We start from the raw sequence: 15,922 nt of genomic DNA on the forward strand, positions 1-15,922 counted from the left end.
GTCCCGGCGTCCCCGATCGTGGCGTTCGACTACCGTGTACGGCGGACGTGACGCGATCCGCCACAGCGGGCTGCGGCGCCCGGCCCTTACCCCTGTGAGCCGTGGAGGACATGTGACGCAACGCATCATCATCATCGGCGGCGGCCCCGCCGGCTACGAGGCCGCGCTGGTCGCGGCCCAGTACGGTGCGGACGTCACGATCGTCGACTCCGACGGCATCGGCGGCAACTGTGTCCTGAGTGACTGCGTGCCGTCCAAGACGTTCATCGCCACCACCGGCGTGCGCACGGACATGCGCCGGGCCGAGGAGATGGGCGTCCAGGCGCACTTCGATCCCACCGCCTACAAGCTGGGTCAGGTCAACGGCCGGGTCAAGTCCCTGGCGCGCGCCCAGTCCGCGGACATCCGGTCGCAACTCCAGCGCGAGGGCGTGCGGCTGCTGTCCGGACGGGCCCGTCTGCACGACTCCCAGCCCGGCATGGCCTCCCACCGGGTGGCCGTGACGTTCGATGACGGCCAGGAGAAGATCTTCGACGCCGACGTGGTCCTGGTGGCCACCGGGTCCAGCCCCCGCGTGATCTCGGGCGCGGAGCCCGACGGCGAGCGGATCCTCAACTGGCGTCAGCTCTACGACCTCACCGTGCTCCCGACGCACCTCGTGGTGGTGGGATCGGGTGTGACCGGTGCCGAGTTCGTCTCGGCGTTCACGGAGATGGGTGTCAAGGTCACCATGGTCTCCAGCCGCGACCGTGTGCTGCCGCACGAGGACGCCGACGCCGCCCTGGTGCTGGAGGAGGCGCTCAGTGAGCGGGGCGTCTCGCTGGTCAAGCACGCGCGCGCCGACGCGGTCGAGCACTTCCAGGACGGCATCATCGTCCGCCTCGGGGACGGTCGCACGGTCAAGGGGTCCCACGCCCTCATCTGCGTCGGTTCCGTGCCCAACACCGAGGGCCTCGGACTGGAGAGCGCCGGTGTCGAGTTGCAGCGCAGCGGCCACATCAAGGTCGACCGCGTCTCGCGTACCACCGCGCCGGGCATCTACGCCGGCGGCGACTGCACCGACTTGTTCCCGCTCGCCTCCGTGGCCGCCATGCAGGGGCGCATCGCGATGTACCACGCGCTGGGCGAGGGCGTCAGCCCCATCAAGCTCAAGACCGTGGCCTCGGCGGTGTTCACCCGGCCGGAGATCGCCACCGTCGGCATCTCGCACGCGCAGATCGAGAGCGGCGAGGTGCCGGCGCGCGTGGAGGTCATGCCGCTGGCCGGCAACCCCCGGGCCAAGATGCGCAGCCTGCGCCGCGGGTTCGTCAAGCTCTTCTGTCGCCCGGCGTCGGGCGTGGTGGTCGGCGGCGTGGTCGTCGCCCCCACCGCCTCCGAGCTCATCCTGCCGATCTCGGTGGCGGTGCGGAACCAGCTCACGGTGGGCGATCTCGCGGGCTCGTTCTCGGTCTACCCGTCGATGACGGGCACGATCACCGAGGCGGCGCGCCAGCTCATGCGCCACGACGACCTCGACTGACAGGCATCCGGCGCCCCGGCATCCGGTGCGATGGAGACGATGTCGCGTGCCCTGCGCACTGTCCGGAAGGGCCGTTCAGGTTAGGCTAAGCTCCGTCGACGTCGACGACACGGCGTCGGGAACCGCTAAGGAGCCACAATGAAGCTGCGTCGTGTTGCAGCCCTGGCCGCCGCCGGATCCCTCGTACTCGGGCTGGCGGCCTGCACCTCGGACTCCGACGAATCGGACGCACTGGTGCTCTACTCCGGTCGCAGCGAGAGCCTCGTGGCCCCGCTGATCGAGCAGATCTCGGACTCCACCGGGGTGGACATCGAGGTGCGGTACGCCTCCACCCCGGAGATGGCGGCGCAGATCGCGGAGGAGGGGGAGGCCAGCCCCGCGGACGTGTTCTTCTCACAGGACGCCGGGGCCCTCGGTGCCCTCGACAACGCGGGCCTGCTGCAGCAGCTCGACGAGTCCGTGACCGAGGCCGTCCCCGCGGAATACCGCGCGGCGGACGGCACCTGGGTCGCGACCAGCCTGCGGGCGCGCGTCCTGATCTACGACTCCCGGACACTGGACGAGGCCGAGGTGCCCGACACCATCGACGCGGTCCTGGCCCCCGAGTGGAAGGGGCGCGTGGGCTACGCGCCCACCAACGCGTCGTTCCAGTCCTTCGTCACGGCGCTGCGGGTGGACCGGGGCGACGAGGCCGCCGAGCAGTGGCTGCGGGACTTCCTCGCCAACGACCCGCAGACCTTCGAGAACAACAACGCGCTCCTGCAGGCCGTCGACGCGGGCGCCGTCGAACTCGGTCTGACCAACCACTACTACTGGTACAACTCGGCCGCGGAGAAGGGTGCGGAGAACATGCGCGCCCGCGTGAAGTACATGGCGCAGGGCGATCCGGGTGCGCTGGTCAACGTGGCGGGCGTCGCGATCCTCGCCTCCACGGACCGCCCCGACGACGCCCGCCGCGTCGTCGAGGCGTTCCTGGCCGAGCCGGCCCAGACGTATTTCGTCGAGGAGACCAGCGAGTACCCCGTGGTCCCGGGGATCGCCACGGACGCGGCCGGCCTCCCTCCGCTGGACACGCTCGGCGGCCCGGACATCGACCTCGGTCAGCTAAGCGGTCTCGAGCAGACGCAGGCCATGCTCGCCCGCGTCGGCATGATCTGACGGACCGGACATCGACCTGCTGACGCGACTGCGCGGCGGCCGGCCCCTCCTCGGGGCGGCCGCCGTGCTGGCGTGTGCGGCGACGCTCATCCCGCTGGTCTACCTGGTCATCCGGGCGGGCGAACGGGGCCCGGCGTCCGCCGCTGAGGTGCTCGGCTCCGGTCGGACGCTGACCCTCCTCGGCAACACCGTCGTGCTGGTCGTGTTGGTCACCACCGCCAGCGTGATCGTCGGGGTGGGGATGGCGTGGCTCGTGGTCCGCACCGACCTACCGGGGGCCCCGGTCATCGGTGCGCTCCTGTGCGTTCCGCTGGCCACGCCGTCGTATGTCCTCGGCTACCTCTGGGTGGCCGACTTCCCGGAGGTCCTCGGGTTGCCGGGGGCCGTCGCGGTGCTCACCATCTCCTGCTACCCGTACGTGTTCCTCCCCGCCTCCGCCGCCCTCCGGCGGGTGGACCCGGGGCTCGAGGAGGTCGCGCGCACCCTCGGGCACGGCACCACCCGCGCCGTGTTCGGGGTGACCTTCCGACAGATCCGACCGGCGGTCGCCGCGGGCGGACTCCTGGTGGCGCTGTACACGCTGTCCGACTTCGGGGCGGTCGCGATGCTCCGCTACGAGGCGTTCACACTGGGCATCTACCACTCCTACCGGGCGGCGTTCGACCGCGTCCCGGCGGCCGTCCTGGCGTGCGTCCTCATCGTGTTGGCCCTGGTCGTGATGGTCGGGGAGCGGCGGGCCCGACGCGGCGAGGTCGCGAGGGTCGGCGCCGGGGTGGACTCGGCGCCCACCCGGCTAGCGCTGGGTCGCCTGAAGGGGCTCGCCCTCGTCGTCGTCGCCGTCATCCTCGCGGGCGGGGTGTTCGGCCCGCTCGCCGGCCTCGCCCGGTGGGTGCGCGCCGCGGCGAGCGTGGACGTCTCGTGGGCGCCGGTGTTCCAGGCCGCCGGCACCACCGCCGGGGTCTCGGCCGTGGCGGCGCTGGCCACCATCGTCCTGGCGCTGCCGATCGGGATCCTCGCGGCGCGCTCGGACGGGATCGTCGCGCGGTCCACCGAGACCATCGCCCAGGTCGGTTTCGCGCTCCCGGGCATCACGGTGGGCCTCGCGGTGGTGTTCGTGGGGATCCGGCTGGTGCCGGGGCTCTACCAGCAGACACCGATGCTGGTGTTCGCCTATGTGGTGCTGTTCCTGCCGCTCGCAGTGGGAGTGGTGCGCTCCTCGGTCAGCGCCATCCCGGTGAGCCTCGAGGACGTCTCGGCCGGCCTGGGCTCCGGGCGTCTGCGCACGTTCGCCCGGGTGGTCGCGCCACTGGCGATGCCGGGGATCCTCGCGGGGGCGAGCCTCGTGTTCCTCAGCGTGGCCAAGGAACTGCCCGCCACGCTGCTGTTGCGCCCCACGGGCACGGAGACGCTCGCCACCGCGATGTGGTCGCACACCGAGGTGGCGGCCTACTCGCAGGCGGCCCCGTACGCCGCCATGCTGGTCGTCGTGGCCGTCATCCCCGCGTTCGTGCTGAGTCGGTCGTTCGGCTGGGGCGCGGGCGGCCGACGCGACCCGGGCACGGCGACCGCGGCCCCGGGCCGGGCGAACGAGACCGAACGGAGCGCGACATGACCTGGAAGCCCAGCCCCGGCGGGGTACTCGAACTCGACTCCGTCTCGGGCGGCTACGACGGCTCCCCGGTCGTCCGTGGCGTCTCCCTGCGGGTGGAGGCGGGAGAATCGGTGGCGGTCCTGGGCGCCTCCGGATCGGGGAAGACCACGATGCTGCGCATGATCGCGGGCCTGCACCCGGTGTCGTCCGGCCGGATCCTACTGGACGGCCGCCGCATCGACCGGCTCAGTGCCCAGCGGCGCGGGATCGGGCTGGTCCCCCAGCAGGGCGCGCTGTTCCCCCACCTGGACGTGGCGCACAACGTGGGGTTCGGCCTGGTGCCGCCGGGCCCCCTGGCGAGGTGGCGCGGCCGCGCCGAGCGTGCCGAGCGCGTCCGCGAGGTGCTCGACCTGGTCAGGCTGGCGGACCGGGCGGGTGACAGGCCGTCGCAACTGTCGGGCGGTCAGCAGCAGCGGGTGGCACTCGCGCGGGCACTCGCCCCCGGCGCCGGGCTGATCCTGCTCGACGAGCCCTTCAGCGCGCTCGACGCGGCCCTGCGCGGAGCGGTAAGAGCGGAGGTCGCGGCGTTGCTCGCCGAGGCCGGGGCCACCTCCATCCTCGTCACGCATGACCGTTCCGAGGCGATGGCGACGGCTGACCGCGTCGCGGTCCTCATCGACGGCGAGCTCGCCCAGGTCGACACCCCCGAGCGGCTTTACCACCATCCGGTCAGCCGCGGGGTCGCCGACCTCTCCGGCGAGACCGTCGCCCTGCCGGCCACCGCGACCGGCGCGACCGCGGAGACGGTCCTCGGCACCGTGCCGCTGGACTCGCCTGCCGAGGGACGGGGGACCGTCCTGTGGCGCCCCGAGAGCCTGGAGGTGCGCGGTGTCGGGGCCGCCGGGCACGAGGCCCGGTACGACGACGGGTACGACGACGAGGAGATCCGGGGTCACGCCGTGTGCACCGCCGTCGAGTTCGGGGGTGCCCGGACCCTGGTGCGAATGCGATTCGACGGCACCGACCAGATCTGCGCCGTACCGGTACCCACGGGTCAGCGCGTCGGGACGGGCTCCCGACTGGCCGTGCGTCCGCTGCGGCCGGCGGTCTTCCACGCCGTCTGACACCCCGTCGACCGCACCCGCCGACCGAGCGTGCCCATCGCACCGGTCGCCGCCGGGTCAGCCCTCGACGTCCGCCCAGCCCAGCGTCCGCTCGACCGCCTCGTCCCACCGGTTGATCAACCGCTGACGTTCCTCCTCGGGCATCTGCGGCGTCCAGCGGCAGTCCTCCCTCCACAGCTCACGGAGCCGGTCGGGGGAGTCCCACTGACCCACCGCCAGCCCGGCGGCGAACGCGGCACCCAGTGCGGTGGTCTCGGTGACCTCCGGCCGGATCACGTCCACCCCGAGGATGTCGGCCTGGAACTGCATGAGGAAGTCGTTGACCACCATCCCACCGTCCACCCGCAGCGAATCGGCGGACTCCCCGGCGTCGGCGACCATCGCGGCGGCCATCTCGCGACTCTGGAAGGCCGTGGCCTCGAGCGCGGCCCGCGCCAGGTGCGCCCGGGTGTGGAAGCGGGTCAGGCCCACCATCACGCCGCGGGCGTCCGGCCGCCACCGCGGGGCGAGCAGCCCGGAGAACGCCGGCACCAGGTAGCAGTCGCCGTTGTCCTCCAATGACGTCGCGAGGTCCTCGGTCTCGTCGGCGGTGGAGATCACCCCGAGGTTGTCGCGCAGCCACTGCACCAGCGACCCGGCAACCGCCACCGAGCCCTCCAGGGCGTACACGGGATCCGCATCGCCCAGTTGGTAGCACACGGTGGTGAGCAGACCGTTCTCGCTGAACTGCGGCGTCGTGCCCGTGTTGAGCAGCAGGAACGCGCCCGTGCCGTAGGTGTTCTTGGCCTCGCCCGGCTCGAAGCAGGTCTGCCCGAACATCGCGGCCTGCTGGTCGCCGAGGATCCCGGCGATGGGCGTACCGCCGAACATCCGCCGCGTCGTCACGTGCCCCAGCACCCCGGAGGAGGGGACGATCCGCGGCAGCATCGCCCGGGGGACGCCGACCTCACGGCACAGCTCGTCACCCCACTCCAGGGACCGCAGATCCATGAGCAGGGTCCGCGACGCGTTGGTGACATCCGTGACGTGGAGTGCCGCCTCGCCGTCGTCGCCACCCCGGCGCCCACCCGTGAGGTTCCACACCAACCACGAGTCGATGGTCCCCGCCAGCAGTTCCCCGGCCTCGGCCCGCTCGGTCCCGCGTTCGCCCCGCTCGTCCAGGTGCTCGAGGATCCACCGGATCTTGGGGCCGGCGAAGTACGTCGACAGGGGCAGGCCGGTGGCGGCGCGGAACCGGTCGTCGCCGTCCGGGTGGGCCTCGGACAGTCGTGCGCAGATGCCGGAGGTTCGGGTGTCCTGCCACACGATCGCGTTGTAGACCGGATCGCCGGTCTCCCGGTCCCACACCACCACCGTCTCGCGCTGGTTGGTGATGCCGATGGCGGTCACCGCCGCCGGTTCGAGGTCCACGCTGCTCGCGACCTGGGCCATGGCGGCGCGGACGTTCTGCCAGATCTCCAGCGGGTCGTGCTCGACCCAGCCCGCCCTCGGCAGGATCTGCCGGTGCTCGACCTGCGCAGTCGCCGCGGGCACCGGCATGCCCCGGTCGTCGAAGAGGATCGCCCGTGTCGAGGTGGTGCCCTGGTCGATCGCGAGGATGTAGGAGCTGCGAGTCACACGGACAAGACTACGTCCGCGTTCGCGTGGACACGTCCGCCTCGCGCGTAGAGTCGTCGGCGACGGGCCGGAACCCACGCACGGCCCCGGAGGGAGCGCCCATGCCCACGACCAGGTCCCGATCCGTCCTCGGCCCCGACCGCCGCGCCGAGGCCTGGCGCAGACTGTCGGAGGACACCTTCGACATCGTGATCGTCGGTGGGGGTGTGGTGGGCACCGGCAGCGCGCTCGACGCGGCCACCAGGGGGCTGAACGTGGCGCTCGTCGAGGCCCGCGACTTCGCCGCCGGCACGTCCTCCCGCAGTTCGAAGATGTTCCACGGCGGGTTGCGCTACCTCGAGCAGCTCGATTTCGGCCTGGTGGCCGAAGCCCTCCACGAGCGCGAACTCAGCATGACGCGCCTGGCCCCGCACCTGGTCACGCCGCTGAAGTTCCTCTTCCCGCTCACCCGTCGGTTCTGGGAACGCCCCTACATGGCCGCGGGATTCGTGCTCTACGACGTGATGGGCGGCTCCAAGAGCGTCCCGCCGCAGAAGCACTACAGCCGCGCGGGAGCGCGCCGGGTGGCCCCGGGACTGCGCGAGGACGCCGTCGTGGGCGGCATCCGGTACTGGGACACCCTCGTCGACGACGCCCGCCACACCCTCACCCTGGCGCGCACCGCCGCTCACCACGGGGCTGTCGTGGCCAACTCCACCCAGGTGATCGGCTACTTGCGGGACGGCGACCGGGTCACCGGTGTGCGGGTGCGTGACGCCGAGACCGGTCGCGAGACCGACGTCCGGGCCGGGGCCGTGCTCAACGCGGCCGGCGTGTGGACCGACCAGCTGCAGAAGATGCTCGGCGAGGAGGGCGGCTTCACCGTGCGGGCGTCCAAGGGCGTGCACATCGTGGTGGACCGCGACAAGGTGGACTCCGAGGCCGCGCTCATCCTGCGCACCGAGAAATCCGTGCTGTTCGTCATCCCGTGGGGCGAGTACTGGATCATCGGCACCACCGACACCGACTGGCAACTCGACCTGGCCCACCCGGCGGCCACCGGCGCGGACATCGACTACATCCTCGGCCACGTCAACTCGGTGCTCACCACCCCGATCCGGCGCGAGGACGTCCGCGGCGTGTACGCAGGCCTGCGCCCGCTGCTCTCCGGCGGCGCCGACTCCACCGCCAAGCTCTCCCGCGAACACGCCGTGATGACCGTGGCCCCCGGCGCGGTGGTCGTGGCGGGCGGCAAGTACACGACCTACCGCGTGATGGCCGCCGACGCGGTGGACGCCGCCGTGGCGGAACTGGGGGAGCGGGCCGCCGAGGTGCCGCCGTCGACGACAGAGCGGATCCCGCTGCTGGGCGCCGACGGTTACCCCGGGATGGTCAACCGCGCCGACCGGATCGCCGACCAGTACGAGATCCGCGACGACCAGATGCAGCACCTGCTCGGGCGGTACGGGACGCTCGCCGAATACGTCCTCGAGCTCGCCGCCGACCGGCCCGACCTCCTCGATCCCGTCCGGGGAGCCGAGCGCTACCTGCGTGTAGAGATCGTGCACGCCGCCCTCGCGGAGGCCGCCCTGCACCTCGAGGACGTCCTCGTGCGCCGCACCCGGATCTCCATGGAGTACCAGCACGGTGGCGTCGACTGCGCTCGCGAGGTCGCCGAGTTGATGGCGGGCGTTCTCGGCTGGGACGACGACCGCATCGCCAGGGAGGTGGAGCTGTTCGAGCGGCGGGTCGCCGCCGAGGAGGCGAGCCAGGTGGCGGAGTCCGACGACGAGGCGGACGGATTCCTCCGGCGTGTGCCCGAGGTCCGGGAGTTCCTCGCGGACGCGACCTTCGATCCCGCCAGCGCCCAGCCCGTGGTCGACAGCTCGACCGGCTGACCCGGCCCCGTACGGGCGGGCCGGCGGCGTCGGCCGGGTGGCCCGGCCGGGTGTCTCGGCCGCGTCCGCGCAGGCCGGTCGGGTGTCTCGGCCGCGTCCGGACTGCCTGACGACGAATCCGCCCCTCGGATCTCGACTCGCTCCCGGGGGCCGGGGCGGAGATCGAGATCCGAGGGGCGGATTGGTGTTCGACGCAGATGCGCCAGGAATTCGGCACGTGGTGGGCGCGAGAACGCCCACCATGTCACGAGGTCACTTGATCTCGCAGAGGACCGTTCCCTGGGTGACGGCGGCACCGGCGTCGACGGCGAGGTCGGTGATGACGCCGTCCTTGTGCGCGGTGACCGGGTTCTCCATCTTCATGGCCTCGAGCACGGCCACCAGGTCGCCGGCGGAGACCTCCTGGCCCTCCTCGACGGCGACCTTCACGACGGTGCCCTGCATCGGAGCCGACACGGCGTCCCCGGACGCGGCCGCACCGGCGGCGCCACCACGGGTGCGGGACTTGGCCTTGCGGCGGACCGTGCCGCCGGCATGGGAGCCGCCGAAGGCCAGGTCACCGGGCAGGGAGACCTCGACGCGACGTCCGTCCACCTCGACGACGACCTTCTTGCGCTCGACGGGCTCGTCGTCGTCGGCCGGCGCACCGGTGGGCGACCACGGCTCGATCGGGTTGTCCCACTCCTCCTCGATCCACTTGGTGTAGATGTCGAAGCTCTTGCCGTCGCCGACATACGCCGGGTTGGTGACGATGTGCTGGTGGAACGGCAGGACCGTGGCCATGCCCTCGACCTTGTACTCGGCCAGGGCGCGGGCCGAGCGGGCGAGCGCCTGGTCGCGGTCCTCGCCCCACACGATCAGCTTGGCGAGCATGGAGTCGAACTGGCCGCCGATGGTGTCACCCTGCTCGACGCCCGAGTCCATGCGCACTCCGGGGCCGGTGGGCTCGTGGTAACCGGTGATCGTGCCGGGGGCGGGCAGGAAGCCGCGACCCGCGTCCTCGCCGTTGATGCGGAACTCGAAGGCGTGGCCACGCGGGGCGGGGTCCTCGGTGAACTCGAGCACCTCGCCCTCGGCGATCTTGAACTGCTGCAGGACGAGGTCGATGCCCGCGGTCTCCTCGGTGACCGGGTGCTCCACCTGGAGGCGGGTGTTGACCTCGAGGAAGGAGATCGTGTCGCCCTGGACCATGTACTCGACGGTGCCGGCGCCGTAGTAGCCGGCCTCCTTGCAGATGGCCTTGGCGGAGTCGTGGATCCGCTTGCGCTGGTCATCGGTGAGGAACGGCGCGGGGGCCTCCTCGACGAGCTTCTGGAAGCGGCGCTGCAGGGTGCAGTCGCGGGTGCCGGCGACGATGACGTTGCCGTGCTGGTCGGCGAGGACCTGGGCCTCGACGTGGCGGGCCTTGTCGAGGTACTGCTCGACGAAGCACTCGCCGCGGCCGAACGCGGCGACGGCCTCACGGGTGGCCGACTCGAAGAGCTCGGCGACCTCCTCCATCCTGTGGGCGACCTTCATGCCGCGACCGCCACCACCGAAGGCGGCCTTGATCGCGATGGGCAGGCCGTACTGCTCGGCGAACTTCACGACCTCGTCGGCTCCCGCGACGGGGTCCTTGGTACCGGCGGCCATCGGGGCGTTGGCCCGCTCGGCGATGTGGCGGGCGGTGACCTTGTCGCCGAGGTCCCGGATGGCCTGCGGCGGGGGGCCGATCCAGATCAGGCCGGCGTCGATAACGGCCTGCGCGAAGTCGGCGTTCTCGGAGAGGAAGCCGTAGCCGGGGTGGATGGCGTCGGCGCCGGACTTGGCGGCGGCGTCGAGGATCTTGTCGAAGACCAGGTACGACTCCGCAGAGGTGGTTCCTCCGAGAGCGAAGGCCTCGTCGGCCAGCTTGACGAACAGTGCGTCGGCGTCGGGCTCGGCGTATACGGCCACGCTGGCCAGGCCGGCGTCCTTCGCCGCACGGATCACACGGACGGCGATCTCGCCGCGGTTGGCGACGAGGACCTTGGTGATGTGAGAGCTGGCATGACTGGGCACTCAGGGCCTCCTGGAGGTAAACGTCTCTACTGTCGATCGGCCGTGGGGCCCACCGAGTTCTTCCGCAGTCTAATGAGAGGCCCCCCTCATGTGTGGTGTTGGGGGTCCAAGGGCTGGCCCGCGGGGGCGGGCCCGCGAGGCGTCGGGCGGCCTGACCTGCGAGGTTGTTGTGGCCGTCACGTCCCCGGGTGGGGAAACCCGGGTGGATTCACGTCCGGAGCTCGGGTCGCCAGACGCGGTGGGCGTTGATTCCGGCACCCTCGAGGAGTCGTCTCAGCAGAGGCAGGCTGAGCCCGATCACGCTCGACGGGTCGCCCTCGATCCGGTCGATGAACCAGCCGCCGAGTGACTCGATCGTGAACGCGCCGGCGCACTCGAGCGGCTCGCCGGTGCGCAGGTACACGTCGAGGTCGGCGTCGGAAGGTGCGCCGAAGTGCACCGTGGTGTCGGACGTGTCGGTCTCGGAGTAGGTGACGGCGAGGGGGTCGTCGCCGGTGAGATCGGCCACGATCAGCGCGTGGCCGGTGAGCAGCACCCCGTGACGCCCGCGCATCCTCCGCCAGCGCTCCATGGCGCGCTCGTAGGTGTGGGGTTTGCCCTCGAGGTGGCCGTCGACCAACAGCATCGAGTCGCACCCGACCACCACGAGTGTGTCGGCGCCGGCCGACCTCGCCTCGGTCGCGAGAGACTCGCCCTCGCGCTGCAGGACGTCCTCCGCCTTGGCGCGGGCCAGTTCCTCCACGACCCGCACGTGCGGGGTCCCCGGCGGCAGGGCGGCCTGCAGGGCGTCCTCGTCGACCTGAGGGTGGCGGATGAGCGGGTCCACCCCCGCCTGCTCGAGGATCCGCAGTCGGGACGGGGAGGCGGAGGCGAGGACGAGCGCGATCATGGGCCTCAGCGTAGCCACCGGGTCAGGACCGCGGCAGCAGCATCGTGATGGTCAGCGTGGTGGGTTCGAGTGCCCGGACCCGGTGACGGAGCTTGGCGGTGAGGTGGAGGATCTCGCCGGTACGCAGTTCGAGTGTGCGGTCCGGCAGGCCGAACTCCACGCGTCCCCGCAGCAGCTGGATCAGGATGGGGTGGAACGCGGCGTGGTCGGGCATCTCCTGGCCCTCGTCGAACTCGAACGCGACGATCTTGGCGGTCTCGTCCCGGTGGACGACCGTGGCCCCGGGGCGGGTGGCGGACGGCGCCGCCCTCCCGATGACGTCGGTGTGGTGCGTGGCGGTGCCCTCGTCGGTGCCGGCGCGGCGGCCGTGATCGCGATCCTCGGCCGCGGGGTCGCGGGTGGGACCGCCGGATGCCCCGGCGTCCCGCCCGTCGGAGGTGGCTTCCTCGGACATCGACGATCCTCCTCGAGAACTGCCCGCCGACCGGTCCGGCGGCGGTCCCACCACCCTACTTGTCCGGCACACCGGCCCTGATCCGACGCAGCCGCCCCCGTGCCCGTACTCCGGAGTGTGCATCGGCACACGCGGGGGACGGGGACGGGGGCGGCTCGTGGTGCGGCCCGTCCTCTGCGCTCAGTACTGGCGGCGGTTGAGGAACGAGCTCGGGCTGTATCCGAACGGCGGACGCAGGCGGTCCTCGTAGGATCCCCAGTCATCCCGGACGCCGGTATCGTGCTCACTCGCGTGGGCGGCGTTCCCCTGCGCGGTCGCGAAGACCGCGGACAGGATGCCCACCTCCGTTGGAGTGGGGTTGCCGCCCACGATCTCGAAGAACGGCTTCTCCGGCTGCCCGGCGGGGTCCTGCTGCTGCTCGCCGGTCACAGCGGGATGTTCCCGTGCTTCTTGGCCGGCACCTCGACGACCTTGCGGTCGAGCAGTCGCAGTGCCTGGGCGACCTGCAGACGGGTGTGCGAGGGCGGGATGACCGCGTCGACGTAGCCACGCTCGGCGGCGACGTACGGGTTGACGAGGGTGTCCTCGTACTCGGCCTGGAGCTTGAGCCGGAGGGCGTCGACGTCCTCGCCGTTGGCCGCGGCCTGCTTGAGCTGGTCGCGGTAGACGAAGCCGACGGCTCCCGAGGCGCCCATGACGGCGATCTCGGCGGTCGGCCACGCGAGGTTGATGTCGGCACCCATGTGCTTGGACCCCATGACGTCGTATGCGCCACCGTAGGCCTTGCGGGTGATGACGGTGACCTTGCCGACGGTGGCCTCGCCGTAGGCGTAGAGCAGCTTGGCGCCGCGGCGGATGATCCCGTCGAACTCCTGGCCGGTCCCGGGCAGGAAGCCCGGGACGTCGACCAGCGTGAGGATGGGGATGTTGAACGCGTCGCAGGTGCGGACGAAGCGCGCGGCCTTCTCGGAGGCCTTGATGTCCAGGCAGCCGGCGAACTGGGTGGGCTGGTTGGCCACCACGCCCACGCTGCGGCCCTCGATGCGGCCGTAGCCGACGATGACGTTCATCGCGTACTGGCCCTGGATCTCCAGGAACTCGCCGTCGTCGACGATGTGCGAGATGACCTCGTGCATGTCGTACGGGCTGTTGGAGGAGTCGGGGATGATCGTGTCGAGATCGTGGTCCTCGAGCGTGAGGTTGTCCTCGATCGCACCCTCGGCGATGGGGAACGGGAACCGCGGGGCCTCGGCACGGTTGTTGCTCGGGAGGTAGGAGAGCAGGTCCTTGACGAAGTCCAGGGCGTCCTGCTCGTCACTGGCGGTGTAGTGGGACACGCCCGACTTGGTCATGTGCGTGGTGGCGCCGCCGAGTTCCTCCTGCGAGACCTCCTCGCCGGTGACGGTCTTGATGACGTCGGGGCCCGTCACGAACATCTGCGACGTCTTGTCGACCATCACGGTGAAGTCGGTGAGGGCGGGGGAGTAGACGTGGCCGCCGGCCGACGGGCCCATGATCAGGGAGACCTGCGGGATGACACCCGAGGAGAGCACGTTGCGGTGGAAGATCTCGCCGTACAGGCCGAGCGAGACGACGCCCTCCTGGATCCGGGCGCCGGCGCCGTGGTTGATGCCGATCATCGGACGGCCGGTCTTGAGGGCCAGATCCATGACCTTGACGATCTTCTCGCCGTAGACCTCGCCCAGCGACCCGCCGAAGACGGTGGCGTCCTGCGAGAAGACGCAGACGCTCCGGCCGTCGATCGTGCCGTAGCCGGTGATGACACCGTCGCCCAGCGGCCGGCGCTCGGCGAGACCGAACGTCGTGGCCCGGTGGCGGGCCAGGGCGTCGATCTCGACGAACGAGCCCGGGTCGAGAAGGTTCTCGATGCGCTCGCGGGCCGTCATCAGGCCCTTGTCGTGGGTTTTGTCCACCGCGGCCTGCCCCATCGGGGCCCGGGCCTCGTCGAGGCGCCGACGCAGCTCGGACAGCTTCCCGGCGGTCGTGTGGATGTCGGGGGTCGCGGATGCCGTCGGTACGTCGTTAGACAGAGCCGAGTTCACGTCCGGTTCTGAGGCAGTCGTCATGTTGCAAGACTCTAACCAGTGACCCGCCTCCGTGGCGACGTGACCCGGCGTACATCCCCCGGCGGCGACCCCGACCGATGTCCGAGCGGCCACATACGCTGGGGGTCGTGCACGCAGATCCAGGTACCGAGACCCCGCCCAGGTTGGACGCCGACGTGCTCCGTCGCGCTCTGGTGGAGGGCCCGGACGCGCCGTACTCGTCTCTCGACGTCGTCGACGACATCGGTTCGACGAACGCCGAGTTGATCTCCCGCGCGGCCGGGGGTGCGCCGGACCGCAGCGTGTTGCTGGCCGAGCACCAGGCGTCCGGGCGCGGTCGCCTCGGTCGCGTGTGGACCGCCCCGCCGCGCACGCAGGTCGCCGTGAGCGTCCTGTTGCGCCCGGGGGCGATCTCGCCGACCCTCTTCGGATGGCTGCCCCTCGTCACCGGCCTCGCGGTGAGGGACGGGCTGCGCGAGGCCGGTGGCGTGGACGCGACGCTCAAATGGCCCAACGACGTCCTGGTGGACGGGCGCAAGATCGCCGGCATCCTCGCCGAGATGACCACCGTGCCGGGCGGCGGGGACTTCCCCGTCCGGCTGCCGGCCGTGGTGGTGGGGGTCGGCATCAACGTCTCACTCACCCGCGAGCAGTTGCCGGTGCCCCACGCCACCTCGCTGGCGCTGGCCGGCGGGTCCGGTGACCGGGACGGCGTGGCCCGCGCCGTCCTGGAGGCGCTGGCTCTGCGCCATCGCCAGTGGCGTGAGTGCGAGCACGGGAGCGGATCGACCGTCTCGGACCTGCTCATGACGACCTACACCGAGGCCTGCTCCACCGTCGGCGCCGAGGTGAGGGTCGAACTACCCGGGGACGTCGTGCGGACCGGGCGCGCGGACAGGGTCGACCGCGACGGCCGCCTCGTCGTCGTCGACCCCGACGGTGAGTTCGCCGTCGCCGCCGGCGACGTCACCCACGTCCGTGGCGCCGGCGGTCGGTGGGGCGGCTGAGCCGTGGGTTTCATCCGATCGGTCCTCGCGCCGGGGGAGACGCTCATCGTCCACACCCACCCACACTGGCGCGCCCTCGTCCGCCCGGCCCTGGTCACGGTGGTCGGGGCCGGCCTCGCGGGGATCGCCGGCGGCTTCATCGAGGTTCAGGTGGTCCACGCCGGGGACCGTACGGCGACCTGGGCCATGGTCGCGGTGCTGTACGCCCTGGTCGTCCTCCGGTTCGGCCTCTGGCCCCTGACCCGGTGGGCACGGACCGACCTCGTGGTCACCGACGAGAGGGTGCTCTACCGGCCGGCCGGGTCCGCGCGGCGGTGCGTGGACGTGCCGCTGCGCAGGATCAGCGCCGTCAGGTTCCGCCACACCCTCACCGACCGCGCCCTGGGCACGGGATGCCTGATCCTCGAGCTCGGTCACCTGCCGCCGGTGGAGATCGACCACGTCCCGGAGGTCGCCCGCGTCCACGCCGCCGTCTACGACGAGCTCATGCGGCTGCCACCCCCGCCCCCGCCCGCTCCGGTCGCCGCGGCGCCACGGTTCCGCTGGGGGCTCCCGGGGCGGCGGTGACCACCCCGCCCCA

The 15,922-nt window shown here is 71.7% G+C and carries 13 protein-coding genes; 7 read left to right on the forward strand and 6 right to left on the reverse strand.

Annotated elements, in window-relative coordinates; translation table 11 throughout:
• The first annotated feature begins 112 nt into the window (after window positions 1-112).
• From VZF99_RS04025 to VZF99_RS04040, 4 genes are all read left to right on the forward strand, one after another.
• Complete coding sequence (locus VZF99_RS04025; protein WP_067712206.1) at window positions 113-1,519, forward strand: NAD(P)H-quinone dehydrogenase; 1,407 nt, start codon at window positions 113-115, stop codon at window positions 1,517-1,519.
• Window positions 1,520-1,657: 138 nt separating this feature from the next.
• Window positions 1,658-2,677, forward strand: coding sequence for an iron ABC transporter substrate-binding protein (locus VZF99_RS04030; protein ID WP_407335752.1), 1,020 nt, complete (start codon window positions 1,658-1,660; stop codon window positions 2,675-2,677).
• Window positions 2,678-2,741: 64 nt separating this feature from the next.
• The gene (locus VZF99_RS04035) at window positions 2,742-4,289 is read left to right on the forward strand and encodes an ABC transporter permease (protein WP_407335754.1); all 1,548 of its coding nucleotides are present in this window, start codon (window positions 2,742-2,744) and stop codon (window positions 4,287-4,289) included.
• Window positions 4,286-5,392, forward strand: a complete 1,107-nt coding sequence (locus tag VZF99_RS04040; RefSeq protein WP_366220879.1) for an ABC transporter ATP-binding protein — start codon at window positions 4,286-4,288, stop codon at window positions 5,390-5,392. Before VZF99_RS04035 ends, VZF99_RS04040 begins: the two co-directional genes overlap by 4 nt.
• A 57-nt stretch (window positions 5,393-5,449) precedes the next feature.
• Here VZF99_RS04040 and glpK read toward each other — a convergent pair whose 3' ends face one another.
• Window positions 5,450-7,009 (reverse strand): glycerol kinase GlpK, encoded by a 1,560-nt coding sequence (gene glpK / locus VZF99_RS04045; protein WP_407335755.1) that lies wholly within the window; start codon window positions 7,007-7,009, stop codon window positions 5,450-5,452.
• A gap of 101 nt (window positions 7,010-7,110) precedes the next feature.
• On the opposite strand from glpK, the gene VZF99_RS04050 reads away from it, so the two are divergent.
• A complete protein-coding gene (locus tag VZF99_RS04050; RefSeq protein ID WP_120286179.1) occupies window positions 7,111-8,886 on the forward strand; it encodes a glycerol-3-phosphate dehydrogenase/oxidase in 1,776 nt (591 codons plus the stop codon).
• Window positions 8,887-9,138: 252 nt separating this feature from the next.
• Here VZF99_RS04050 and VZF99_RS04055 read toward each other — a convergent pair whose 3' ends face one another.
• The 5 genes from VZF99_RS04055 to VZF99_RS04075 form a co-directional block, all read right to left on the reverse strand.
• The gene (locus VZF99_RS04055; RefSeq protein ID WP_119191961.1) at window positions 9,139-10,926 is read right to left on the reverse strand and encodes an acetyl/propionyl/methylcrotonyl-CoA carboxylase subunit alpha; all 1,788 of its coding nucleotides are present in this window, start codon (window positions 10,924-10,926) and stop codon (window positions 9,139-9,141) included.
• Between the two features lie 208 nt (window positions 10,927-11,134).
• Window positions 11,135-11,815, reverse strand: coding sequence for a Maf family protein (locus VZF99_RS04060; RefSeq protein ID WP_407335756.1), 681 nt, complete (start codon window positions 11,813-11,815; stop codon window positions 11,135-11,137).
• A gap of 22 nt (window positions 11,816-11,837) precedes the next feature.
• A complete protein-coding gene (locus VZF99_RS04065; RefSeq protein WP_268091743.1) occupies window positions 11,838-12,269 on the reverse strand; it encodes a cupin domain-containing protein in 432 nt (143 codons plus the stop codon).
• A 180-nt stretch (window positions 12,270-12,449) separates the two neighbouring features.
• Window positions 12,450-12,698 carry an acyl-CoA carboxylase subunit epsilon gene (locus VZF99_RS04070; protein ID WP_096905894.1) on the reverse strand — a complete coding sequence of 83 codons (249 nt, stop codon included), beginning with the start codon at window positions 12,696-12,698 and terminating at the stop codon, window positions 12,450-12,452.
• Entirely contained in the window at window positions 12,695-14,356 is a 1,662-nt protein-coding gene (locus tag VZF99_RS04075; RefSeq protein ID WP_259821158.1) for an acyl-CoA carboxylase subunit beta, read from the reverse strand. The genes VZF99_RS04070 and VZF99_RS04075 overlap by 4 nt, the downstream gene beginning before the upstream one ends.
• 77 nt (window positions 14,357-14,433) lie before the next feature.
• Between VZF99_RS04075 and VZF99_RS04080 the strand changes: the two genes are divergently transcribed.
• Both VZF99_RS04080 and VZF99_RS04085 read left to right on the forward strand, forming a co-directional pair.
• On the forward strand, window positions 14,434-15,342 hold the full coding sequence (locus VZF99_RS04080; RefSeq protein WP_407335757.1) for a biotin--[acetyl-CoA-carboxylase] ligase: 909 nt from the start codon (window positions 14,434-14,436) through the stop codon (window positions 15,340-15,342).
• Window positions 15,343-15,345: 3 nt separating this feature from the next.
• Complete coding sequence (locus tag VZF99_RS04085; RefSeq protein ID WP_067712239.1) at window positions 15,346-15,909, forward strand: PH domain-containing protein; 564 nt, start codon at window positions 15,346-15,348, stop codon at window positions 15,907-15,909.
• The last annotated feature ends 13 nt before the right edge of the window (window positions 15,910-15,922 follow it).

The organism is Dietzia kunjamensis, from assembly GCF_045689975.1.
In the GTDB taxonomy this organism is placed as follows: domain Bacteria; phylum Actinomycetota; class Actinomycetes; order Mycobacteriales; family Mycobacteriaceae; genus Dietzia; species Dietzia kunjamensis.

Coding starts and splice junctions, on each gene's coding strand:
- VZF99_RS04080 (WP_407335757.1), top strand. CDS start 14,434: ATGTCCGAGCGGCCACATACGCTGGGGGTCGTGCACGCAGATCCAGGT.
- VZF99_RS04040 (WP_366220879.1), top strand. CDS start 4,286: ATGACCTGGAAGCCCAGCCCCGGCGGGGTACTCGAACTCGACTCCGTC.
- VZF99_RS04075 (WP_259821158.1), bottom strand. CDS start 14,356: ATGACGACTGCCTCAGAACCGGACGTGAACTCGGCTCTGTCTAACGAC.
- VZF99_RS04030 (WP_407335752.1), top strand. CDS start 1,658: ATGAAGCTGCGTCGTGTTGCAGCCCTGGCCGCCGCCGGATCCCTCGTA.
- VZF99_RS04050 (WP_120286179.1), top strand. CDS start 7,111: ATGCCCACGACCAGGTCCCGATCCGTCCTCGGCCCCGACCGCCGCGCC.
- VZF99_RS04065 (WP_268091743.1), bottom strand. CDS start 12,269: ATGTCCGAGGAAGCCACCTCCGACGGGCGGGACGCCGGGGCATCCGGC.
- VZF99_RS04060 (WP_407335756.1), bottom strand. CDS start 11,815: ATGATCGCGCTCGTCCTCGCCTCCGCCTCCCCGTCCCGACTGCGGATC.